Genomic DNA, 22,990 nt, shown 5'->3' on the forward strand with positions numbered 1-22,990 from the left:
CGGCGGCCTCCGGTCACCGAGACCAGTCTCTACGGCATGAGCACACGTGAGGACCTGACCTTCGTCTCCGGTGGCGAGCGGTGCGCCGCCTGGTGGTACCCCGCCGAGGGCGCGGGCGCGCCCGCACCCGTTGTCGTGCCGGCGCACGGCCTGTCCGGCACGCGCCGCGACCGGCTCGGTGCGTTCGCCGAACGGTTCGCCGCCGCCGGATTCGCCGCATTCGTCTTCGACCACCGCGGATTCGGCGACAGCGAGGGTGAGCCGGATCTGTTCCGGCCCGCGCGCCAACTAGAGGACTGGCGGGCGGCCATCGCGTTCGTCCGCGCGCGTCCCGACGTCGACGCGGGCCGGGTCGTCACGTTCGGTTCCTCGATGGGCGGGGGCAACGCGTTGGCGGCCGGGCGCCGAGGACACGCGGGTCGCCGCCGTGATCAGTCAGGTGCCATTCCTCGACATCGTCACCCAAGCGCGTCGCGGCTCGCCGATCGTCACGCTGCGGATGCTGTACGCGGCCGTGCGCGGCGGCCATCTGCCCGCCGTGGGGCAACCGCACGAGGCGGCCTTCATCAACGCGCCACACAGCGAACGGGGGTGGCGGCACGTGGTCGCGATCGGCGAGGACTCACGATGGCGGGATCGGGTCAGCGCGCGGTGGCTGCTCGGACGCCCTTTCCGACCGGTACGCGCCGCGAGGACCCTGCACTGTCCATGGCTGGTGTGCGTCGGCGGCGCGGACCGGGTCGCCGCGCCGGGACCCGCGATCCGGGCCGCGCGCCGCGCACCGCACGGTGAACTGCGCGTGTATCCCGGGGTGGACCACTTCCACATCTACGACGGCCCCGAACACGAAGCGGTGATCACCGACGAGATCGAATTCCTCCGTCGGCACGTGGGTGACCCCGCGACGCGGGAATCGCGCGCGGCGGCGCGATGAGTGCCGAACCTTCACTCCGCCGCGCGCGCGGTGCCCGCGCCCGCGGGTGCGCCGAAGCGGGCGAGGATGTGCCACACCTTCTTCAGGTCCTGCGGGTCGTGGTCGCCTGCGCGGGCGGCGGTGCCGATGACGGCGGCGTCGAGAACGGTGGGGTCGAGGCGGTTCGTCCGAGCGATGCGGGCGCCGAGGTCGGTGTATTCGCGGCCGCGGTAGGCGGCGTAGCGGTGCAGTGTCGACGCGTTCAGCCGGTAGCCGGGGTGCCATTCGAGGGGGCATGGCAGCGTGCGGGCGGCGGCCTCTATCTCGGTGTCGCGGTAGCAGGGGTCGAGGACGATGGCCTCGGCGTCGCGGGCGAGAGCGACGCCGCCGTGGACGTGAGCCTCGATGTAGTCGTCGAGGGCGTCGCGGTGGTCGGCTTCGGCGAGTCCGAGTAGTGACATTCCCGTGTGGACGCCGAAATCGCTCGGCTCACTCCAACTGTCGGGGTAGCAGAAGGTGGTGCGGCGTAAGGCTTCCGAGCCGAGCCGCAGATGCGCGGACCCGAATCGCGGTGCCGCGCCGACGTTCTGGTCGCGGAAGTTCAACGCGCCGTACACCGGTCGCTCGGCGGGGTCGGCGTCGTCGTAGGCGCCCGCGAATATGCGGCTCTCCCAACGCCATCGGTCACCGCCGAGGTGCGCGGTGAGCCCGCCGTTGCCCACACCGGTGACGAACTGAGAATGGTAGGCGCCGTCGCGGGCCAGCGCGTGCAGAACGGTGACGCCGCCGACGAGTCGGTCGGGATGGAAGTTCAAGGTGATGCGCAGATCCGGCGAGAGGGCAGGTCCGGACGAGTGCCGCGCGACATGGGAGAGCGCCGACCGCACCCGGACCGATGCCGCACCCTCGATCGCCATCGCCGCTCGTTTCCCGTTCGCCACCGTCGTAGCACAGCAGACGAAAGCACCGATCACCACCGAATTCTCGGCGACACCACGGATACGGGATCGACACGGCGCGTTGCTCGTGACACCCGATTGGGTGCGGTCGTCTCCTCGGCGAGCCGGAGTCCATCGCCGCGGTGGCGGTGGCGGTGGCGGTGGCGGTGGCGGTGGCGGTGGCGCCGAGTGTGCGAGGAGCGTCCCGAATCGGCGGGCCCGAAGCGTGATCGGACGGGAGGTGATATCCCCCACTCGGAAGCAGTTGGACTCATAGCCTCCCGACATGACGCCGAGAGGGCTCGGCGGTCGCGATCAGGCATTTGCGCGGATCTCGGTGCGATCTTGTCGGCCAGGGCGAAATGCCGTGTCGCGCTTGGGAAAACGGCCGAAGCGCGGCGGCCGGGTCATGGTGTTCTCTGTCGGCACCGATGGTTTATCGTTGGCCACGGTCCGACCTCGTGAGGTGCACGGTCATCGTGTGAGACCGGGCCGTCGGCGGCAGTTCGTTCTGCTTGATCCATCAATGGCGTTGGTTTCGAGGTTACTTTGTGCGGCACAACACAGCTGGTCGTCTGCGGTCCCATCCCCCGGCGTGCGACGCATTGGTCGTCCCGCCGACAATCCTGACCGCGGTTGTCGAAATCGGTCGGCGACACGCGATACCGGTCGCGCCGTGGTTCGAGGGGCTCGACATCGACCCTCTCGTGCTCCACGATCCTTCCAGCGCCCGACTGACGGTCAGGCAGACCGTGACAGTGCTCGAGCGGGCGCTCACGGCGTTGCCCGCGGAGCCGTGGGGCATGCGCATCGGCACTCGGGATATCGTGAATTCCCTGGGCGTGCTGGGGGTCGCGCTCACCGCGTGCGGTTCGGTGACCGAGGCCATCGCACTCGGCTCGGAGCTGAATCCCGCCACGGGGAGTCTGCTCGATCCCACGTTGGAAGTCTCCGAACACCATCTCACGCTGCACTTCGAGGAGTTGGAACCGGAACCCGCGCTCGCGGCGTTCTTGTACGAACAAACGCTCTGCACAGCCCTGGTCTTCCTCCGCACCGTGTTGGGCGCCGACCTGAATCCGATATCGGTCGATCTTCCTTATCCGGCGCCGTGCCACGTCGAGGAATATCACCGGCTGTTCCGTTGCCCGATCGATTTCGAGGCCGACCGCGGCCGCATTCGGTTTCCGATCTCGATCCTCGAGCGCCGGTTCCCCTTCGCCGACCTTTCCATTCGTGCGGCGGCCGTCGACGCGTACCACCGGCTGCTGCGCGCGCCGGACCCTCGAACCGACCTGATTCGCACTGTCGAAACCCTGCTCGACGGCAGACATCCGGCGCCGACCGCCGCCGACATCGCCCGGCGCCTGCACATGAGCGAACGCACTCTGCGCCGCCGACTCCAGTCCGCCGGTGAGAGTTTCGGCACCGTGCGGGACCGCGTACGCGAGCGCCGAACCACGCGGATGCTGCGCGAGTCGACGCTCACCGTGGACGCGATCGCCAGGGAGATCGGATTCTGCGACGCACGCGAACTGCGCCGCGCCTACCAGCGCTGGACGGGCTGCGCGCTCAGCACCGTGCGTCGCGGTCCGTGCGACACCACCGCGTGATCACCAACGGTGTGCTGACCACGAACCCCGGATCATGGTCAACACACCGCGCCTCACACGGCGAGCAGGTCGGTCCAGCGGCTCGGTCGTCGATCCGAGCACACCGGCGGCGCTACGGTGTCGGCAGCAGAGCGCCGACGACCGCACCGAGACCGGCCCCGAGCAAACCGCCCACGGTCCCCGCGTTCGGGGCGGTCGCCACCGCACCGGCCAGGCATCCGTTCAGGCCGCCGGGAGCGGGCGCGGCGCTCGTGGTCGGAGCCGCGCTCGTGGTGGCCTCACCCGCCGCGGCGCCGCCACCGTTCGCACCGGCCAGGCAACCGGCGAGGACCCCGATCACGCCGCCCAGCGCCGTCCCGAGCGCTGTCCCGACGCTGATCGCACCGGGTATCGCCGCCACGCTGATCTCGCCGACCCGACCGTTGATCGTCCGCACCGAGGGGACGAGCGGTCCTTTGACAGGGGGCAGCGACTGCGCGACCGGAGTGAGACGAGCCGTCCGCTCGCCGAGTGTCACCGCGATCGGGACCGTCCGGTCACCGACGGTCAGATCCAGCGGCACCTGGAGCACGACGGTGCCCGCGTCATCGATCAATTCGAGCGCGTTGTCCGCGACGCGGAACTTGCCGGAATCGACGTCGGCCACCACGGCGGAGTTGTCGCCGCGAATATCCCAATCGATGTCGCGCGCGACCGGATCGGCCGAGGCATGTCCGGCCATAGCGGCGATGGTCGCCACCGTGACCGCGCCCACAACGACCGATCGCCGGATTCGACGTATAGCGTGCATGTTCTCAGAAACTCCATCTCCGTGAGAAGCCGATCCCGGCTCACGGACTAGTCGGAATGCCGATGGTCGCGCGCCCCCTGTCGCTCCGGCCGTTTCGACCGAAGTCTGCTGTCCCGAAGCGATCCGAACGGCTCGCCACCGTCGATGAATCTAGAAATTTCGGGACGACCGCACCAGACGGCGCGGCGACATCGGCCGACTCGCCCCCGACACCTGTCCGACACGCACACACGATGGAGTCCGATTCCGCCCACCGGACCGATTCATCCCGCGGGCGGTGTTCGATGCGGTCAGGATTCGGGGCGGTGGATGTTCCAGTCGCCGGTGAAGGCGGTGGGGCGTTTCTGGGAGAAGGCGGCGTAGGCCTCCGGGACGTCGGTGGTGGCGAAATTGACGGCCTGGGCGCGGGATTCGTTCGCGAGGGCCTCGCGCATGGTGCGGTCGGAGTTCTCGTTGAGCAGCGCTTTGGTTTGCGCCGTGGCGATCGGCGGGCCCGCGGCGAGGCGGGCGGCGATACTGTCGACGCGGTCGTCGATGACGTCGGCGGATTCGATCCAGGTGACCAGACCGAGTTCGCGGGCTTCGGCGGCGTCGATGGTATCGGCGAGCAGGGCGAGGCGTTTGGCCTGCTGCATGCCGACGAGTTTGGGGAGCAGCCAGGAGCCGCCGCAGTCGAGGGAAAGGCCGCGGCGGGCGAAGACCTGCGAGAACGTCGCGTCGGGTGTCGCGACCACCATGTCGCAGCCGAGCGCCAGATTCCAGCCTGCGCCCACCGCGACGCCGCGCACCTTGGCGACGGTCGGCACGGGCAGGTCGTGGAGTTGTTGCGCGACATCGGAGATCGCGCGCAGTTTGGTGAACGGCGCGGCGTATGGGTCGCTGTCGACCACGTCGGCGCCGGAGCAGAAGGCGTTGCCCGCGCCGGTGAGCACCACCGCGCGCACGCCGGGGTCGTGCGCGATATCGGTGAGCGCGTCGCGCAGGGCGCCCCACAGGGCGAGGGTCACCGCGTTCTTGCGGTGCGGGCGATTCAGGGTCAGCGTGCACACGCCGCCGTCGCGGACCTGTAGCAGGATGGGCTCTTCGGTCATCTCGGCTCCTACAGGAACAAGTCGAGGGTCAGCGGCGCGTCACCGGGGACCGCGCGGTACCGGTCGAGGTCGGTGATGCCGTGCGCGGCGAGCACTTCGTCGTCGAGGTAGAAGTTACCGCTCGCCTTCTCCGACGGCGTGGTCAGCACCAGGTAGGCGGCGTCGGCGCAGATGTCGGGGGTGCGCGAGGTGGTGATCCGCTGTTCGCCGTTGGGCCGGTTCCTGATGGCGGCGGTGGCGATCGTGGTGCGCGGCCACAGCGAGTTCACCGCGATGCCGTGCGGACGCAGTTCCTCGGCCAGTCCGAGGGTCGTGAGCGACATGCCGTATTTGGCGATCGTGTAGCCGAGGAATTTGCCCGCCCAGGCCGGGTCGAGGTTCAGCGGCGGCGACAGCGTGAGGATGTGGGGGTCGCGGGCGGCCGCTGCCGAGGCCCGCAGAAAGGGCACGGCGAGTTTGGACAGCAGGAAGCTGCCACGGCAGTTGATGTCCTGCATGAGGTCGTACATCTTCATCGACAGTGTCTCGGTCTGCGAGAGGTCGATCGCGGAGGCGTTGTTGACCACGATGTCGATGCCGCCGAACGCTTCGACGGTGCGTTCGACCGCGTCCGCGACGGTCGCGTCGTCGCGAATGTCGCCGACGACCTTGAGCACCGTGCCGCCCGCGCGCTCGAGTTCCTCGGCGGCGGAGTGGATGGTGCCGGGCAGCTTGGGGTGCGGCTGATCGGTCTTGGCGATGAGCGTGATGTTGCCGCCGTCGGCGGCGGCCCGCTTGGCGATCTCGAGCCCGATGCCGCGGCTGCCGCCCGACATGATCATGGTCTTGCCCGCGAGTGGCTTGCCGGATTCCGACATCGACCGGTTCTCCCTTCACCTACCGCGCCCGTACCGGGGCCGAGGCCGTATCGGAACTCGGCGCGGATGCCGACGCGACCGATGTCATCGGCGCTCCAGTGGATATTACAGTATGCATTCCAGTCGATAGCGTCACAGCGATCGGCGCCACGGGCCGGAAATCACAGGTGCGGCATGTTGACCAGCAACGATGCCTCCGGCGGACCGACGGCATCCCCGGTGGACGTCGCGGCCGATCGACCACCGAAGCGGCCCGATCGAGACCACAGGCGGCCGAGTGCGGGGAATCAGACCGAAAGTTCAGGATTCAATACTGGCGGTCTACTTACGGTATCCATTACAGTAAGTTTACTGAGCAAGGATGGGACGTCCGTCACACCGGCCCCCTCGTCCGCACGACACCGAAGGAGTGGCGATGATTCCGGACACCGCGACGGATTTCGCCACCGCGACAACCGCATACGCCCCCGCGCCGTCCTACGACCTGACCTCGCGCGACGAGCACGGCGCCGAGCATTCACCCCACCCGCACGAACCCGACCTGCACATCCGCTTCCGCTACGGATCGGTCGCCTTCGACTATCTCGCCTGCCGCACCGCCGCGGAGAACCTGCTGCGCCACTGGAGCCAGAGTCACCACCCCGGCGTCTCGCTGAGCGTGGTGACCGACGGTTTCGCGGGTCCCATGCGCCTGCCGTGCGAAACGGTGTGGCTGACTCGCTGACTCGACGCGAAAGCGGGCGGATCCGAAAGGAACCGCCCGCTTTCTCGTACCGGAGACCGCGGGAACGCGCGGCGGCCGTCCTTACCCGACCACCGCGCGTCCGAGCGACTACTTCGGCTGGAAACGCTGCCCGCCGTCGAGACGAATGATCTCGCCGTTGATGTAGGGGTTCTCCAGCAGATGCTGAGCCAGGAACGCGAACTCCGATGGCGCGCCGAGCCGCTTGGGGAACGGCACCGCCTTGGCGAACTGGCCGAGCTTCTCCTCGCCGAGGAAGTCCATGATCGGGGTGTGCATGGTTCCGGGCGCGATGGTGTTCAACCGGATGCCGACGGCGCTGAGGTCACGCGCGCCCGCCAGGGTCAGGCCGATCACACCGCCCTTGGCGGCCGCGTAGGCGGACTGGCCGATCTGGCCCTCGTAACCCGCGATCGAGCTGGTCATCACGACCGCGCCGCGCTCGCCGCCCTCCTTGGGCTCCTGCTTGGCGATGCGGGCCGCCGTCAGGCGGAGCACGTTGTAGGTGCCGGTGAGGTACAGGCCGATGGTGTCGGTGAAACCCTTGAGCGTGTGCGGGCTGCCGTCGCGGTTGACGACCTTCTCGAGCACGCCGAAACCGCCGTGCGCGATCACCGCGTAGCGCAGCGTGCCGAGCTCGCCCGCCTGGTCGAGCGCGTTCTCGATGGTCGCGTCGTCCAGCACATCGGTGCGCACGTAGACGGCGCGCTCACCGAGTTCGTCGGCGAGCGCCTTGCCCTTGTCGTCGTTGAGATCGGCGATGACGACGGAGGCGCCCGCGGCGTGCAACTTGCGCGCCGACGCGTCACCGAGTCCGCCCGCACCACCGGTTACCAGAACTACTTCACCTTCGAACGACACAGCGTCTCCTTCTTCTATTCAATGACCGGGCCTGTTCGACGACCGGGAGGTGGGCGCGCTGCCTCACTTCCCGGTCCAGTTCGGAGCGCGCTTCTCGGCGAACGCCTGCGCGCCTTCCTTGGCATCGTCGGTCCCGAAGACCGGGCCGATGAGTTCCATCTGCTTCTGCCACATCTCCTCGGCGCTCCACTCGCTCGCCTTGACGATGACCTCCTTGGTCACCGCGACGGCGATGGGCCCGTTGGCCGTGATCCGGTCGGCGAGCGCGAGCGCCTGCTCGAGCGCCTGGCCGGGTTCGGCGAGGACGTTGACGAAGCCCCAGTTGGCGGCTTCCTCGGCGGTGAAGCTGTCACCGGTGAGCGACAGTTCGAGAGCCTTCTGGTACGGGATGCGCCGCCACAGCCGCAGCAGCGCGCCACCACCGGCGACCAGGCCGCGCTTGACCTCGGGCACACCGAAGGTGGCGTCCTTGGCGGCGACGACGAGGTCGGTGGCGAGCACGAGTTCGGTGCCACCCGCGAGCGCGAATCCCTCGACGGCCGCGATGAGCGGCTTGACCGGCGGCTTCTCGGTGAAGCCGAGACCGCGACCGGGGATGTAGGGGAATTCGCCCTTCGAGAAGGCTTTCAGGTCCATGCCCGCGCTGAAGTTGCCGCCGCTTCCGGTGAGTACCGCGACGGACAGTTCGGGGCTCGCGTCGAGTTCGTCGAGCGCGTCCGCGAGGCCCTGTGCCACCGCGAGATTGACCGCGTTGCGCGCGTCGGGCCGGTTGATCGTGATCACCAGCGTGCGTCCGCGACGTTCCACCAGCACTTCGTCCGACACGGTACTACCTCCGAGTTCTTATGTCGAAAACGTTACTATAATAGTTACAGTACAAAAAGAGGGTGCGCGAAGTCGGGATACGCCGACCTCGCGCACCCTCGAGTCGAGATCAGACCTCGATGACGAGCGCGCCGCCCTGACCGCCGCCCGCGCACATCGCCGAAACGCCGATGCCGCCGCCGCGCCGCCGCAGCTCGTAGACCAGGGTGGTGATCTGGCGCGCACCCGAAGCCGAGATCGGGTGGCCGAGGCTGCATCCGCTGCCGGAAAAGTTCACCTTCTCCTCATCGATGCCGTGCGCGCGCACCGCGGCGATCGGCACCGAGGCGAACGCCTCGTTGATCTCCCACAGCGCCACGTCCTCGACCTTCAGACCGGTGCGGTCGAGGATCTTGCCGATCACGTTCACCGCGGCGATGCCGTTGTCGGCCGGGGTCACCGCGGTGCTCGCCCACGAACGCACCGTCGCCAACGTCTCGAGCCCGTTGGCGATCGCGTAGTCGTCGGCGGTCAACGCGACCGCCGACGCGGCGTCGTTGATGCCGCTGCTGTTACCCGCGGTGATCGAGAAGCCCTCGATCTCGGGGTGCAGCACCGGCAGCGCGGCCATGCGCTCGAGAGAGGAATCGCGACGCGGGTGCTCGTCCACCGCGAAGTCGACCACGGAACCGTCGGCCGCGGCGACCTTCAACGGCAGGATCTCGTCGACGAACTTGCCCGCGTCGATCGCGGCGACCGCGCGCTGATGCGAACGCAGCGCCCACTCGTCCATCGCCTCGCGGCTGATGCCGACCTTCTTCGCGGTGTTCCAGCCGACCGTGATCGCCATGTCGATGGTCGGCGCGTCCGGGGTCTCGGGATGCGAGGGCGGCATCCACGGCTCCACGAACTCCATCGGATCCGAACCGGGAACCCGCCACTTCATCAGCGGCGCCGTCGACAGCGACTGCACGCCGCCCGCCACGATCACCCGCTCCATCCCCGAGGCGATATGCGCCGACGCGTTCGCGATCGAGGTCAGGCTGCCCGCGCAGTGCCGGTTCACGGCCTGTCCCGGAACGCTGTGCCAGCCCGCGGCGACCGCGGCGTGCCGCGCCAGATCGCCGCCGCCGTAGTTCAATTCGGCGAGGATGACGTCGTCCACCTCGGACGGGGCGATGCCGGAACGGCGCACCGCCTCCACGATGATCTCGGTCGCGAGGGTTTCCGAGGCGACGTTGACGAGCGAACCCTTGAAGGAGCGCGCGATCGCGGTCCTGACCGCGCTGACGATGACGGGTTTTGGCATGGTTATCGACCTCTGAGTTGTCCGGCCGCACCCGCTGGCGCGGCACCTATGGGGGATATGAACTGACACTTCCGGTTCGGACGCACGGAATCGCCGCCCACCGTCACTTCGACACCTCGATCATGTCGAAATCGGCCTTCTCGGCGCCGCAGTCGGGGCAGGTCCAGTCGTCGGGAATATCCTCCCAGCGGGTGCCGGGGGCGAGCCCTTCCTCTGCCGAGCCGAGTTTCTCGTCGTATTCCCACCCGCAGATGATGCACCGATAGACCTTGTAGGCAGTCGTGGTTTCCGTCACAGTCATTTACCCCACAGCACGGACTTGACGTACCCGCCCGCGTCGACCCGCAGCTGGCTGCCGGTGATGTAGCGGGACTGGTCCGAGGCGAGGAAGACGACGAGGTCGGAGACGTCCTGCGGCTCTATGTAGGGAATCGGCATGCCCTGCATGGCGTAGAACGACTTCTCCGCGTCCTCGCGGGTCGGGGCGTCCAGGTCGGGACGGAAGACCTTGTACATGCCCTCGTTGTGCAGCATGTCGGTGTTCACGTTGGTCGGGTGCACCGCGTTGATGCGGATCGACTTCTTCGACAGCTGCACGGCCAGGTCGTTGACGTAGTGCGCGACCACCTGCTTGGCCAGGCTGTAGGCCGAGCCGCCCGGTCCCTGCTTGGTGGAGCTGCCCAACTGCGCGGCCAGCGACCCGGTCGCGATGATCGACGCGCCCGCCTTCAGGTGCGGCAACGACGCCTGGATGACGTTGAAGACGCCCGCGAGGTCGGTGTCGATGGTGTCCGACCACGATTGCAGCGTCTGTCCCTTGCCCAACGGCGCGATGCCCGCGTTGGCGACCACGATGTCGAGGCGGCCCAGCGCCTCGACGCCCTCGGCGACCGCGGCCCACACCGCGCCGCGCTCGCGCACGTCGACGATCACCGGGTGCGCGCGCACCCCGTGCTTCTCGATCAGCGCGACGGTCTCGTCCAGATCCTCGGGACGAGACAGCGGATAGGTGTTGCCCTCGAGATCGGCGCAGATGTCGAGGACGATGACGCTCGCGCCCTCGGCGGCGAGATTGACCGCGTGCGAACGTCCCTGGCCACGCGCGGCGCCCGAGATCACCGCGACCTTGTCATCCAATTTTCCCACTGGTGGCAACCTTTCAGTTCTGTCGCGGCAGGCGGAAGCCGACGGTCTTGGTCTCCAGGTACTGCTGGAAGCCCTCGATGCCGCACTGGCGGCCCACCCCGCTGTTCTTGTAACCCCCGAACGGCGCGTCCGCGCCGTAGAACATGCCGCCGTTGACCCCGATGGCCCCGGTCCGTATGCGGCGAGCGATGCTCCAGCCCCGTTCGGCCGAGGCCGAGAGCACGGCGCCCGCGAGGCCGAAGGCGCTGTTGTTGGCGATGCGCACGGCCTCCTCGTCGTCGGAGAAGGGCAGCATCACCAGCACCGGTCCGAAGATCTCCTCCTGGGCGATCGCCAAATCCGGGTTTTCGGTGGCGAAGACCGTCGGCTGCACGAAATGCCCGTCGGCCAGATGCTCGGGCAGGTCGGTTGGCACGCCCCCGCCGGTGACCAGCCGCGCGCCGTCGCGCACCGCGCGGTCGCAGGCGTCGAGCACCCGTGCGCGCTGGGCGGCGCTGATGACCGGACCGACCAGGGTGCCCGGCAGGGCGGGATCACCCACCGGCACCATGCCGAACGCACCGGCGACGGCGCCGACCATATCGTCGAACATCGAGCGGTGCACCAGCATTCGGCTCGTGGCCGCGCATGCCTGACCCGCGTGCACGCACACCCCGATGGCGCTGCGCAGCGCGGCTTCGGGTTTGGCGTCGTCGAGCACGACCAGCGCCGACTTGCCGCCGAGTTCGAGGAAGGTGCGCTTCATGGTGTCGGCGCCCGCGCGCATCAGCGTCCGTCCGACCGCGGTCGAACCGGTGAACGAGATCAGGTCGACCCTCGGGTCGGTGGCGAGCAATCCGGCGACCTCGTTGGACGGCGTGGTCACGACATTCACGACGCCGGGCGGGAAGTCGGTGCGCTCGGCGATCAGGCGACCGAGTCGGGTGGCGTTCCACGGCGTGTTCGGATCGGGCTTGAGCACAACGGTGTTGCCCGCGGCCAGGGCCGGTCCGAGTTTGTTGAGGATGACCTCGACCGGGAAGTTGGACGGGCAGATCGCCGCGACCACGCCGACCGGCTCCTGAACCACGGTGCGCTGGTTGCGATCACCGAACAGGCCGCCGCCCTCGAGCACCCGCTCCCAGGCGAAATCGTCGATGAGTCCGGCCGGATAGCGCAGGGCCTCGGCCAGCGGCCAGTCCAGTTGCGCGTTCCGAGTGGTCATCGCGGGGCAACCGACCTCGGCGATCAGTTCGGTGCGCAGATCCTCTTTCTCGCTCTCCAGTGCCGCCTGGAGTTGTTCGAGACAGCGGCGGCGCAGCGCCTTGTCGGTCGCCCACCCCGACTCGTCGAAGGCGCGGCGCGCGGCGGCGATGGCGCGCAGCATATCTTCCTCGCCCGCCGCAGCGGTGGTCCCGAGCAGTAGCCCGGTCGCGGGGCTGTGGTTGTCGAAAGCGGCTCCCGAAGCGGCCTTCGTCAGCTCGCCGTCGATGAGCATGCGGAATTCGGCACGCTCCGCCGCCATGCGGCCCACCTCAGGACTCAGGGCCACAGACTCCCCGACGACGTCGCTCACATTGCCTCCCGATCACCATCCTGGATGATTAACTGTAATGATTACCGTATAGTACTTCAAGACACGTATCAATCGCGGGAAAGGGAGCGCCGATGTCGGGTCTGCTCAATGGCGTGAAAGTGGTCGAACTCGCATCGTGGACCTATGTTCCGAGCGCGGGAGCCGCACTGGCGGACTGGGGCGCCGACGTCATCAAGGTCGAGGACACCAGGGGCGGCGACCCGTGCCGCAATCTGGTCGTCGGCGGCCTCGACGGGACGGGCACACCGGTGCAGGCCAACTTCATGATGGAGATCGGCAACCACGGCAAGCGCAGCGTCGGCATCGACATCAAATCCGAGCAGGGCCGCGCGATCTTCGGCAAGCTGATCGCCGACGCCGATGTGTTCCTCACCAACTGGCTGCCCGCGGTCCTCGAACGAGCCGGGCTGACCGTCGAGACCATCCGCGAGTTCAATCCGAGGATCATCATCGCCAGGGGCAGCGGCCACGGCAGCCGTGGACCGCACAAGGACCGCGGCGGCTTCGACGGCGCCAGCTACACCGCGCGCGCGGGCGTCGCCTACGCGCTCACCCCCACCAACGCCGAGTTCCCGATGGCGCAGGGTCCGGCCTTCGGCGACCTGCAGGGCGGCATCACCCTGGCGGGCGGCATCTCCGCGGCCCTGTTCGCGCGCGAGCGCACCGGGCACGCGGCGATCGTGGACAGTTCGCTGCTCGCCCAGGGCATGTGGGCGGTGGCCCCGGATATCGCGGCCGCCGACTATTACGACATCGACCGTATCCCGGCGGGCGAGGCAGGCACCGCGCTCAATCCCGCCGTGAACCGCTACCGGACCCGCGACAACCGGTGGGTGCAGATGATGCTGTTGCAGGCCGACCGCTACTGGGCGGGCTTCTGCGAGCGCATCGGCCGCGCCGACCTAGCGACCGACGAACGCTTCGTGCCGCTGGCCAATCTGGTGGCCAACACCGAGGCCGCCACCATCGAACTGCGCAAGACCTTCGCCGAACACGATCTGGAGCACTGGCAGAAGGCGCTGGTCGACGAGCCGGGTGTATGGGCAACGATCGCGAGCCCGCAGGAGGTGCTCGACGATCCGCAGGTCACCGCCAACGGCTACCTGATGACGGTCACCGACAGCGCGGGCAACGACTACCGCACCGTCACCGCGCCCGTGCAATTCGACGAGACCCCGGCGCCGCCGACCCGCGCGCCCGAATACGGCGAGCACACCGAGACCGTTCTGCTCGAACTCGGCATGGAATGGGACGACATCATCGCGGCGAAGGAATCGGGCGCGATTCTCTGAGCCGGCGGTATATTGTAATGCATACTGTAGACCAATAAGGAGTGTGGTCGTGGATAAGAACGACATGATCCTGATCAGCGTCGATGATCACATCATCGAGCCGCCGGACATGTTCAAGAACCACCTGCCCGCCAAATACGCAGCCGACGCCCCCCGTTTGGTGCATCTCGACGACGGCGCCGATGTCTGGAAATTCCGCGACACGGTGATTCCGAATGTCGCGCTGAACGCGGTCGCCGGGCGCCCCAAAGAGGAGTACGGCCTCGAACCCGACGGCCTCGACGAGATCCGCCCCGGTTGTTACGACGTCGACGAGCGCATCAAGGATATGAACGCGGGCGGAATTCTGGCCTCGCTGAACTTCCCGTCGTTCCCCGGATTCGCCGGACGGCTTTTCGCCACCGAGGATCAGGACTTCTCGCTGGCGCTGGTGCGCGCCTACAACGACTGGCACGTCGACGAATGGTGCGGCGCCTATCCCGGCCGTTTCATTCCGATGGCGCTGCCGGTGATCTGGGACGCCGAACTGTGCGCGGCCGAGGTGCGCCGCAACGCCGAGAAAGGCGTACACGCACTCACCTTCACCGAGAATCCCGCGGCACTGGGCTACCCGAGCTTCCACGACCCGTTCTGGAATCCGCTCTGGAAAGCGCTGGTGGACACCGACACCGTGCTGTGCGTGCACATCGGCTCCTCGGGCAGGCTCTCCATTCCGGCCGTCGACTCCCCGCCCGACGTCATGATCACCCTGCAGCCGCTCAATATCGTGCAGGCGGCGGCCGACCTGCTGTGGTCGCGCCCGGTCAAGGACTACCCCGACCTCAAGATCGCGCTGTCCGAGGGCGGCACCGGCTGGATCCCGTACTTCCTCGAGCGCGTCGACCGCACCTTCGAGATGCACTCCACCTGGACGCTGCAGGACTTCGGCGGCAAGAAGCCCTCCGATATCTTCCGCGAGCACTTCCTGACCTGCTTCATCAGCGATCCGGTCGGCGTGCGGCTGCGCCACGACATCGGCGTCGACAACATCTCCTGGGAAATGGACTACCCGCACAGCGACTCCATGTGGCCCGACGCCCCCGAGGTGCTGCACGACCTGCTCACCCGCGAGAACGTGCCGGACGACGAGATCGACAAGATCACGCACCTGAACTCGATGCGCTGGTACTCCTTCGACCCGTTCCAGCATGTGCCGAAGGAGAAGGCGACCGTCGGCGCGCTGCGCGCGGCCTCCGCGGGCCACGATGTCAGCATCAAGGCGCGCAGTCACAAGCACACCGCGGCCGAGGACAAGCTCGCGGCCTTCTCGGCTCAGATCAAGGCGGCCACCGCGCACACCGCGAGCTGACCGACACCGCCGCAACGCGGCATACCGGGCGAACAACGCCGCGACGCGGCACGACGCGGCCATCCACGCACCCGCGCGGGTGGTCGCGTCCCCATGAAGAAGCCGTGTTCCATGCGGAAGCGGCGTTTCCATGAACGAATCGAGGTGAGGCGTTGAGCATTTCGGTGATGCTCGAGATGGTGGCGGCTACCGACCCGGACCGGGTCGCGGTCGTCTCCGACGGGACCAGGGTCACCGGCGCGGAGTTGGGCGCCATGGCCGACCGGGCGGCCGGACTGATCGGCTCCTCCGGCGCCGACCACGTGGCCTACGTCGGCACCGGCGGAATCATGTTGCCGCTGCTGCTCTTCGGGTCGGCGCGCGCCGGAAAGGCGTTCACGCCGTTGAACTATCGGCTCGGCGCGGGCGCGCTGCGCGAACTCGTCGACCGGCTGCCCGCGCCGCTGGTCGTGGTCGACGCCGAATACTCCGACGCGGTAGCCGGTTCCGGCAAACAGATCATCGATTCCGCACAATTCCTCGCGGACGCGCGCACCGACGCCGGGGAAACCGAGACCGTCGAGGCCGCGCCCGAGGACCTCGCGGTGCTGCTGTTCACCTCGGGAACCACCTCGCGCCCCAAAGCGGTGGAGTTGAGCCACGCCAACCTCACCAGCTACGTGATGGGCACCGTCGACTTCGCCTCCGCCGATCCCGACGACGCCGCGCTGATCTGCGTACCGCCCTACCACATCGCAGGCGTCGGCGCGGCGCTGTCGAACCTGTACGCCGGGCGAAAGATGGTGTACCTGAGGCAGTTCGACGCCTCGGACTGGCTCGACCTGGTGCGCCGCGAAGCCGTGACCAACGCCACCGTCGTACCGACCATGCTCGACCGCATCGTCACCGCCCTGCGCGCCAGGACCGATGCCGACCTGTCGAGCCTGCGCACCCTGGCCTACGGCGGGTCCAAGGCGCCGCTGCCGCTGGTGCGCGCCGCGCTGGAACTGCTGCCGGGAGTCGGCCTGGTCAACGCCTACGGACTCACCGAAACCAGTTCCACCATCGCGGTTTCCACCCCCGAGGACCACCGCGACGCCTACGGCTCCGACGACCCCGCGATCGCGCGACGGCTCGCCTCGGTGGGACGCGCGGTCCCCGGCGTCGAACTCGAGGTCCGCGGCCCCGACGGCACGGTCTTGCCCCCCGGCGAAGTCGGCGAACTGTTCGTGCGCGGACCGCAGGTCTCCGGCAGCTACGCCGAGATCGGCTCGGTACTCGACGCCGACGGCTGGTTCCCCACCAAGGATCTCGCCGAACTCGACGCCGACGGCTACCTGTTCCTCGGCGGACGCTCCGACGACACCATCATCCGCGGCGGCGAGAACATCGCACCCGCGGAACTCGAAGACGTCCTCATCGAGCACCCCGAGGTGCGCGAGGTCGCGGTCATCGGCATCCCCGACCCGCAATGGGGCCAGATCATCGTGGCCGCCGTCGTCCCCGTCCCCGGCGCCACCCCCGACCCCGAAGCCCTGCGCGCCCACGTGCGCACCACCCTGCGCGGTTCCCGCACCCCGGACCGCGTCGTCTTCCGCGACGAGCTGCCCGTCAACGCCACCGGCAAAGTCCTGCGCCGGGTCCTCGTCGAAGAACTGACGCCCGCCCCCACCCCCGAGGAGTCATCGTGATCAAGAGCGGCACCCGACTCGAGAGCCAGGTCTGCGACACCCAGGTGATCGTCATCAAATCCACCGAAGCCGTCGACGGGCTGCGCTGCGGCGGCGCCCCGATGATCCCCATCGGCGGCGAGAAGAACGCGACCGCCGTCCTGGACCCCGCCTTCTCCGGCGGCAACGCCGTCGGCAAACGCTACGTCCACGACACCGGCGCCGAGATCCTCGTAACCCGTTCCGGCACCGGCACTCTCGATGTGGACACCACCCCGCTGCAACTCAAGGAAGCCAAACAGCTCCCCTCCAGCGACTGAATACGCGACAGCGCCCCCGTCCGATGCGCCACCTCCAGGCGGCAGGACGGGGGCCGTAGGGTTCCATCGTGTCGATTCCTCGGGCCTGTCACTGTCATCGACGTGGCTTCCGACGCGAGGACGCGCCGACGCCGAGTCGCTGAACTCCGGGTCGCTGAACTCCGGCGACGAATGGCCTCGGGCAACACCGAAAGCCGCCGCGGAGTTTGCTCGATGATCCGTTCCGGGGCGGCGGAGTCGGCGTTCAGCGCCAGGCGGCCAGCAGTTTCTCCGTGGTGGTGACGGTGGTGATGAGGGCGAGGGTGTTGTCTATGAGGGCGTCGCCGTACTCGCGGGGGATGCCCGCCACCGCGTCGCGGGGCAGGACCACGTCGTAGGCGGCGTTGACGGCGTCCATCACCAGGTTGGGGATGGCGATGTTGAGGGAGACGCCGACGGGGACGATGGTGCGGATGCCGAGGTTGCGCAGGACCGAGTCCAGGTCGGTGCCACCCATCGGGCCGAGGCCGTGTTGGCGGTTGAGCACGAGATCGGTTGGCTCGGGGCCGAATTCGGGGAGCAGGGTGGCGCCTTCGCTGCCCGGTGTGACCGCGACGCTGCGGCGGCCGAGGGCGAAAAGGGCGGCGTTGTGGTTGGAGCCGAGGCCGTCCTCGCGTCGCCACACCAGGCAGTGCACGATCCGAACTCCCGCGGCGCGGGCGACGGGGAGCAGCGCGCCGATGTTCGGCAGTGCCGTTCGGCGCGCCTCCTGCGCGAGCGCGGGCAGCCCGGCGGCCGCGCCGACGACCGCGCCCTGGAGCTCCTGGGTGACGATCGCGGTGTGCGCGGGCGCCACCAGGTCGGCGAGATCGCGAGCGCTCACTCGGACACCGCCGGGCGCGGGCGGGCGGGCGCCGGGCTCACGCGGACACCGTGTCGCCGACCGGCGGCACGTCGTAGAACTGGGTAGCCCATTCACGCAGCGACATATACGGTTTCGCGTCCTTGGGTGAGAGCGGCGGCTTCTCCACGTACTTCTGGTAACGCCAGATGTCGAGGTCTTCCCATACCGTGACCAGGAACTTGCGTTCGACCCGCGCTCGCACGTCCTCGGGCGGCACATCGGAGTCCGCGTCCGGGTTCTTGGGCCACCAGATCGAATAGAACAGATCGGAGACCTCGTCGTCCACCGGCGTGGTGGCGAAGATCAGGCGGTGCTTGGACGCGCCTTCGAAGGCGCTGATGGAGCCGCCGAGGCCGAACATCTGCGCGTGGATCTTCATCGCCATCTTGTTCGGGTCGTCGCTGTGCGCGTCCGGCCAGCCGGTGAGGAAGTTCCAGGTGTGGTCGACGGCGCTGTAGTCGAGCATCTGCGGGGTGACCGTCGCGCCGTGCACGTATTCGAAATGCAGGCTGTCGGGGCCGTTCTCGAGCACCACCTGCGGATGCACCGGCTCCTTCTCGGTTTTGCGCGAGAACTCCGGGTACGGGCGGTAGTAGTCGTCCGGATTCGAGCCCAGCTCCGGGAACATCCTCAGAATATCCGGCATCTCCCACTGCGGCTCTTTGCCTTCGGGGTGGTGCCACATGAACACGCAGCCGTTCTGCTCGTTCACCGGGTACACCCGCAACCGCAGACCACGGTTGACGCGGTTCTCGCCGGGGATGTTCTTGTTCCTGCCGTCCGGGCCCCAGCGCCAGCCGTGGAAGGGACATTCCACGCAGTCGCCGACGACCTTGCCGCCGTAGCCGATGTGCGCGCCGAGGTGTTTGCAGTGTCCGGTGAGGATGTGCAGTTCACCCGCCTCGTCGCGATAGGCGACCAGGTCTTCGCCGAAGTACTTCAGCGGGCGCGTCTCACCTTTAGGGAACTCCGCGGACCAGCCGACCATGAACCAACCGGTGACCTTCCAGGTGAAGGGAACCTTCACGAGACACCTCCGAGCTCGAAATCATTTACCGTTATGCTTACAGTAAAGCACTTCGAAAGCACTGCGGCCAAGAGTTCGCGGTCAGTGCGATCACCCTTCACTCGCTGATCACGGCCGCACCGAAGGCGGTGACAGAGGCCACCGCGGCGCTCGGACTCGACCCGTCGACGTGCACTACCGCGTGGGTCGCGCCGCGCCGCTCCAGATCCTCGACGTAAGCCTGCGCCGACCGCAGCGCCTCGGCGTCACCGATATCGAAGTACGGGAACACGACCTGGATATCCACCGAATCCGGATCACGGCCCGCGAGTTCGAGATCCCCGCGCAGCCGGTCCACCCGTTCGCCGAACTGCTCGGCGTTCTCGATCGCCGCGGTCCGCATGGCGGCGGCCATGGACGCGTCGGCGATGATCGGCATCCACCCGTCGCCGTGCGCGACCACCCGCGCCCGCGCCGCCGCGCCGTTGCCGCCGATCCAGATCGGCGGGGTCGGGCGCTGCACGGGACTCTGCAACCACAGTCGACCCGTGGCCGCGAAATCCTTGCCGGACACCGGTTCCTCGGGATCGGTCCAGATCCGGCGCAGCGCGTCGAGCGACTCGTCGAGCAGCTCGGCGCGGCGATCGTGATCGATGCCGACCGCCGCGAACTCCGAGCGCAGATATCCCGCGCCGACACCCGCGATCAACCGGCCGCCGGACACGATGTCCAGACTGCCGAGCGCCTTCGCCGACAGGTACGGATTGCGGAACGGCAGCACGTACAGGTTCGTCATCACCTTGATCCGCGAGGTGACGCCCGCGATGAAACTCAACGCCGCGATCGGGTCGAGGGTGTTGTGCCCCCCGTTGTCGCGCCACTTGCGCGACGGCGCGGGATGCTCGCTCAGCGCGACCGCCGTGAATCCGGCGTTCTCGGCGCTGTTCGCGATCTCCCGGATCACCTCCGGCAGCAGGAATTCGTCACCCGCGCCGGGCAATTCACTCGGATACTCGAGCACGTACTTCACGGAACCGACCTCCTCGAACGGTGCAGGACACACTCCTCGACGAACGAAAGCAGGCCGAGATGGTACGCGGCGGCGCCGAATCCGACGCTCACGTTGTGTCCGCTCCCCGCCTGTTGATGCAAGACGAAACGCGGTGCGGCGGTGAAGAATCCCTGGATCTCCGCGAGAGATTCGGCATCGCAGCGCCAGACCCGCTCGAATTCCGCGTAACTGAATCGCGTCGGGATGCGCACCCGCGCGGCGAGCGTCGGGAAATCGGTCGGCCAGTCGCGCACCACCGCCGACTCGTAGCCAGGCGATCCGCCGGTGAGCCCACGCCCGCCGTACACCTCGGGCGGATACGCGTATTCGGGATACCACAGCAGATCCTTGATGCCGCCCGTTCTGCGGGTGTAGCGCATCTCCTCGATGATGCGAGCCGCCTCGGGATGCTTGTGCACCCCCGTACCGGCCAATTCGAGGCCGATCAACTCCGCGCCGCGATCGTCGGCGGCCATGTACGCCGCGAGATCACACCCCGCGGAATGCGCCGCGAGGAAGACGCCCGCCCCGCGCGCATCGGAGGCGAGCAATGCGTCGATCGCGCGGTAGGTGATGTCGACGCGCTGCGCGGGCGACTCGAATCGCGCCTCCCACGGCGCGGATTCGCCGTAACCGGGCCGGTCGAGGGCGTAGACGCTGAAGCCGAGGCGCGCGCCGGTGCGCAACAGCGACAGCGACGGCCTGCCCGGCAGGTCGAAGTAACGAGCCGAGGTCGCTCCCCCGTGCACCGCGACCAACACCGCGCGCGGATCCGGCACCTCGGCGCACAGCGCCGACATGGTGACCCCGTCCACCTCGACGGTGCGCGCCACCACGGTGTCGGCGGCGAGCAGATCGGTGTCCGGCGCGCTCATCGGTCGGCCCGCAGCAGCATCACGCCGCTCGGTGTGAGACCGCCGCTGCTGACCACCGCGACGCGGGCGTCGGCGATCTGCCGCTCCCCCGCCGTCCCGCGCAGCTGTTCGACGGCCTCGTGCACCAAGCCCATGCCGTGGGTGCGCCCGTGCGAGAGCTGGCCGCCGTGGGTGTTCAACGGCAGTACGCCGTCACGCGCGATGTTCTTGCCGCCCTGCAGGAAATCCCCGGCCTCCCCGATGCCGCAGAAGCCGAGCGCTTCGATCCAGGACAGGCAGTTGAAAGTGAACCCGTCGTAGAGCTGCGCCACGTCCACGTCGTCGGGACGCAGCGTGGTGCGCGTCCACAGGTGCGCGGCCGGGCCGAGTACCTGCGGTTCGTGGGTCAGCGTGCTCTGATCCCATTCCGGCCGTTCCACGATCTGGGTACCGACCGCCTCGACGAACACCGGCGGCTTCGCCAGGTCGGCGGCCGCCTCGCGCGCGGAGATCACCACCGCCACCGACCCGTCGCACGGCACGTCGCAGTCGTAGAGCCCGAACGGGGTGGTGACCAGACGCGCGGAGAGATAGTCCTCCATGGTCATCGGATCCCGGTAGATCGCCGACGGGTCGAGCGCGGCGTTGGCGCGTTGATTCAGCGCGATCCAGCCCAGCGTCTCGCGCGTGGTCCCGTAGCGGTGGAAATGGCGCTGCGCGGTCTGAGCGAGCACGTGCGCGGCCGAGGTCACGCCGAAGGGGGCGAGCCACGGATCGGGGATGCCGCCGCCGATCGGGGTGATCCGACCCGCCTTCGCCAACTCGGTGTAGGTCGACTCCCACACGGTGCGGAAACACAGCACGTGCCTGGCCAGTCCGGCGGCCACCGCGATCATCGCCGCGATCACCGATCCGCCGGGGCCGAAGGTCTCCGCGCCGCCGTTGTACCAGGTCGGCCGGATGCCGAGGGCCGACTCCACGGCGGTGACGCCGCCCTCGGTGAAGGGTCCGAGATCGCCCGCCCCCGGATAGGTCGACAGCCCGTCGATGTCGTCGAGTTCCAGTCCGGCGTCCTCGACGGCGGCACGGCAGGCCCGCACGGTCAGCGACAGCGGATCGGCCATCAGCCTGCGGCCGATCGGCGAGCGACCGATACCGGTGATCGCGACCTTGTCCTCGAACTTCTCCCGCGACGCCGGTGGGCGGATGTACCGGCCGATCGCGGCGGGTTCGACGGGGTCGGCCGGTAGCTCGGCGACAGGTCCGGCGTCGGCCGCAGGCCGGAACAGCGGCAGCCACACCGGTTCCTGGTGCTCGAACACCACTTCCATGCGCTGCCCGAGTTCGAGATCGGCCGGATCGCATTCGACGGTGTTGGTGGTCAGCCTGACCCGCGTGTCCTCCTCGAGGGCGACCTGGGCCACCACGTACGGCGACGGCAGCCCCGGCGCCGAGAAACGGTGGCTGACCGTGAACCCGATGAGGGTCGCGAAACCGGACACCGCGCGCACGCCCATCCGTTCACCCCGGCAGTACCGGCAGACCGGACGCGGCGGATGGATGAGCGCCGAGCAGCTCAGGCATTCCTGGATACGCAAGCGGCCGTCGGCGCCGGAAGTCCAGTAGAACTCGGTCTCCGGTGTGACTGACGGCAGCCGACGCTGTGTGGGGGCGGCCACGTGCTCTCCTTACGCGCCGCGAAGGCGCGATCCGATGGTCGCGGCCAGCCGCGGTGTGATGCTCCCGGCTCGCCGCGCGGTGCCGTACCGGCGGTTCGCCGCGGTGTCATGCCCGCAACTCGCCACAAGTGCCACGCCCGCGGTTCGCCACAGGCGTCGTGCCCGCAACTCACCACAGGCGTCATGCCCGCGGTTCGTTGCAAGCGTCATGCCCGCAACTCACCACAGGCGTCATACCCGCAACTCGCCGCAATTGTCATGCCCGCAA

General features: G+C 68.5%; 22 protein-coding genes and 1 pseudogene. 8 read left to right on the top strand and 15 right to left on the bottom strand.

The annotated features are described in order from the left end of the window. Positions 1 to 36 precede the first annotated feature (36 nt). A pseudogene (locus IT779_RS39080) lies at positions 37 to 357 on the top strand (serine aminopeptidase domain-containing protein); the annotation flags it as partial. A 70-nt stretch (positions 358 to 427) separates the two neighbouring features. Beyond that, positions 428 to 934: an alpha/beta hydrolase gene (locus tag IT779_RS37865; protein WP_232541813.1), complete on the top strand. Its 507-nt coding sequence runs from the start codon at positions 428 to 430 to the stop codon at positions 932 to 934. An 11-nt stretch (positions 935 to 945) separates the two neighbouring features. Here the strand turns inward: IT779_RS37865 and IT779_RS16915 are convergent, their stop codons facing one another. Next, positions 946 to 1,830, bottom strand: coding sequence for a DUF3626 domain-containing protein (locus IT779_RS16915; RefSeq protein ID WP_196150273.1), 885 nt, complete (start codon positions 1,828 to 1,830; stop codon positions 946 to 948). Between the two features lie 572 nt (positions 1,831 to 2,402). On the opposite strand from IT779_RS16915, the gene IT779_RS16920 reads away from it, so the two are divergent. After that, positions 2,403 to 3,464, top strand: a complete 1,062-nt coding sequence (locus IT779_RS16920; RefSeq protein ID WP_196150274.1) for an AraC family transcriptional regulator — start codon at positions 2,403 to 2,405, stop codon at positions 3,462 to 3,464. 112 nt (positions 3,465 to 3,576) lie between these two features. Here the strand turns inward: IT779_RS16920 and IT779_RS16925 are convergent, their stop codons facing one another. The 3 genes from IT779_RS16925 to IT779_RS16935 form a co-directional block, all read right to left on the bottom strand. Then, positions 3,577 to 4,254 carry a hypothetical protein gene (locus IT779_RS16925; protein WP_232541814.1) on the bottom strand — a complete coding sequence of 226 codons (678 nt, stop codon included), beginning with the start codon at positions 4,252 to 4,254 and terminating at the stop codon, positions 3,577 to 3,579. A gap of 290 nt (positions 4,255 to 4,544) precedes the next feature. Continuing rightward, positions 4,545 to 5,345, bottom strand: a complete 801-nt coding sequence (locus IT779_RS16930) for an enoyl-CoA hydratase/isomerase family protein (protein ID WP_196150276.1) — start codon at positions 5,343 to 5,345, stop codon at positions 4,545 to 4,547. Positions 5,346 to 5,353: 8 nt separating this feature from the next. Next, positions 5,354 to 6,202: an SDR family oxidoreductase gene (locus IT779_RS16935; protein WP_196150277.1), complete on the bottom strand. Its 849-nt coding sequence runs from the start codon at positions 6,200 to 6,202 to the stop codon at positions 5,354 to 5,356. Between the two features lie 415 nt (positions 6,203 to 6,617). On the opposite strand from IT779_RS16935, the gene IT779_RS16940 reads away from it, so the two are divergent. After that, positions 6,618 to 6,926, top strand: coding sequence for a hypothetical protein (locus IT779_RS16940; protein WP_196150278.1), 309 nt, complete (start codon positions 6,618 to 6,620; stop codon positions 6,924 to 6,926). Between the two features lie 108 nt (positions 6,927 to 7,034). On the opposite strand, the gene IT779_RS16945 is transcribed toward IT779_RS16940, so the two are convergent. The 6 genes from IT779_RS16945 to IT779_RS16970 all read right to left on the bottom strand — a co-directional run bounded on the left by IT779_RS16945 (position 7,035) and on the right by IT779_RS16970 (position 12,568). Then, entirely contained in the window at positions 7,035 to 7,805 is a 771-nt protein-coding gene (locus tag IT779_RS16945) for an SDR family oxidoreductase (RefSeq protein WP_196150279.1), read from the bottom strand. A gap of 63 nt (positions 7,806 to 7,868) precedes the next feature. Further along, positions 7,869 to 8,630, bottom strand: a complete 762-nt coding sequence (locus IT779_RS16950) for a crotonase/enoyl-CoA hydratase family protein (protein WP_196150280.1) — start codon at positions 8,628 to 8,630, stop codon at positions 7,869 to 7,871. A 109-nt stretch (positions 8,631 to 8,739) separates the two neighbouring features. Beyond that, positions 8,740 to 9,918, bottom strand: coding sequence for a thiolase family protein (locus IT779_RS16955; RefSeq protein WP_196150281.1), 1,179 nt, complete (start codon positions 9,916 to 9,918; stop codon positions 8,740 to 8,742). A 103-nt stretch (positions 9,919 to 10,021) separates the two neighbouring features. Continuing rightward, a complete protein-coding gene (locus IT779_RS16960) occupies positions 10,022 to 10,219 on the bottom strand; it encodes a rubredoxin (protein ID WP_196150282.1) in 198 nt (65 codons plus the stop codon). Further along, entirely contained in the window at positions 10,216 to 11,064 is an 849-nt protein-coding gene (locus tag IT779_RS16965; RefSeq protein WP_196150283.1) for a mycofactocin-coupled SDR family oxidoreductase, read from the bottom strand. The genes IT779_RS16960 and IT779_RS16965 overlap by 4 nt, the downstream gene beginning before the upstream one ends. Positions 11,065 to 11,077: 13 nt before the next feature. Then, on the bottom strand, positions 11,078 to 12,568 hold the full coding sequence (locus IT779_RS16970) for an aldehyde dehydrogenase family protein (protein WP_198428584.1): 1,491 nt from the start codon (positions 12,566 to 12,568) through the stop codon (positions 11,078 to 11,080). Between the two features lie 143 nt (positions 12,569 to 12,711). Here IT779_RS16970 and IT779_RS16975 point away from each other — a divergent pair, with 143 nt between their 5' ends. The 4 genes from IT779_RS16975 (at position 12,712) to IT779_RS16990 (ending at position 17,249) form a co-directional block, all read left to right on the top strand. Further along, positions 12,712 to 13,932: a CaiB/BaiF CoA transferase family protein gene (locus IT779_RS16975; RefSeq protein WP_196150285.1), complete on the top strand. Its 1,221-nt coding sequence runs from the start codon at positions 12,712 to 12,714 to the stop codon at positions 13,930 to 13,932. A 49-nt stretch (positions 13,933 to 13,981) separates the two neighbouring features. Then, complete coding sequence (locus IT779_RS16980) at positions 13,982 to 15,280, top strand: amidohydrolase family protein (protein WP_196150286.1); 1,299 nt, start codon at positions 13,982 to 13,984, stop codon at positions 15,278 to 15,280. Positions 15,281 to 15,432: 152 nt separating this feature from the next. Continuing rightward, positions 15,433 to 16,950, top strand: a complete 1,518-nt coding sequence (locus IT779_RS16985; protein WP_196150287.1) for a class I adenylate-forming enzyme family protein — start codon at positions 15,433 to 15,435, stop codon at positions 16,948 to 16,950. After that, positions 16,947 to 17,249, top strand: a complete 303-nt coding sequence (locus IT779_RS16990; RefSeq protein ID WP_196150288.1) for a hypothetical protein — start codon at positions 16,947 to 16,949, stop codon at positions 17,247 to 17,249. Before IT779_RS16985 ends, IT779_RS16990 begins: the two co-directional genes overlap by 4 nt. A 244-nt stretch (positions 17,250 to 17,493) precedes the next feature. On the opposite strand, the gene IT779_RS16995 is transcribed toward IT779_RS16990, so the two are convergent. The 5 genes from IT779_RS16995 to IT779_RS17015 form a co-directional block, all read right to left on the bottom strand. Beyond that, the gene (locus IT779_RS16995) at positions 17,494 to 18,111 is read right to left on the bottom strand and encodes a cysteine hydrolase (RefSeq protein WP_196150289.1); all 618 of its coding nucleotides are present in this window, start codon (positions 18,109 to 18,111) and stop codon (positions 17,494 to 17,496) included. Positions 18,112 to 18,148: 37 nt separating this feature from the next. Beyond that, the gene (locus IT779_RS17000) at positions 18,149 to 19,159 is read right to left on the bottom strand and encodes an aromatic ring-hydroxylating oxygenase subunit alpha (RefSeq protein ID WP_196150290.1); all 1,011 of its coding nucleotides are present in this window, start codon (positions 19,157 to 19,159) and stop codon (positions 18,149 to 18,151) included. Positions 19,160 to 19,256: 97 nt separating this feature from the next. Beyond that, positions 19,257 to 20,168 carry a TIGR03619 family F420-dependent LLM class oxidoreductase gene (locus IT779_RS17005; protein ID WP_196150291.1) on the bottom strand — a complete coding sequence of 304 codons (912 nt, stop codon included), beginning with the start codon at positions 20,166 to 20,168 and terminating at the stop codon, positions 19,257 to 19,259. Beyond that, the gene (locus IT779_RS17010) at positions 20,165 to 21,064 is read right to left on the bottom strand and encodes an alpha/beta hydrolase (protein ID WP_196150292.1); all 900 of its coding nucleotides are present in this window, start codon (positions 21,062 to 21,064) and stop codon (positions 20,165 to 20,167) included. Before IT779_RS17010 ends, IT779_RS17005 begins: the two co-directional genes overlap by 4 nt. After that, positions 21,061 to 22,722 carry a thiolase C-terminal domain-containing protein gene (locus tag IT779_RS17015; RefSeq protein ID WP_196150293.1) on the bottom strand — a complete coding sequence of 554 codons (1,662 nt, stop codon included), beginning with the start codon at positions 22,720 to 22,722 and terminating at the stop codon, positions 21,061 to 21,063. The genes IT779_RS17010 and IT779_RS17015 overlap by 4 nt, the downstream gene beginning before the upstream one ends. Positions 22,723 to 22,990 lie beyond the last annotated feature (268 nt).

Origin of the sequence: Nocardia bovistercoris, assembly GCF_015674855.1 — a bacterium.
Taxonomy (GTDB): domain Bacteria; phylum Actinomycetota; class Actinomycetes; order Mycobacteriales; family Mycobacteriaceae; genus Nocardia; species Nocardia bovistercoris.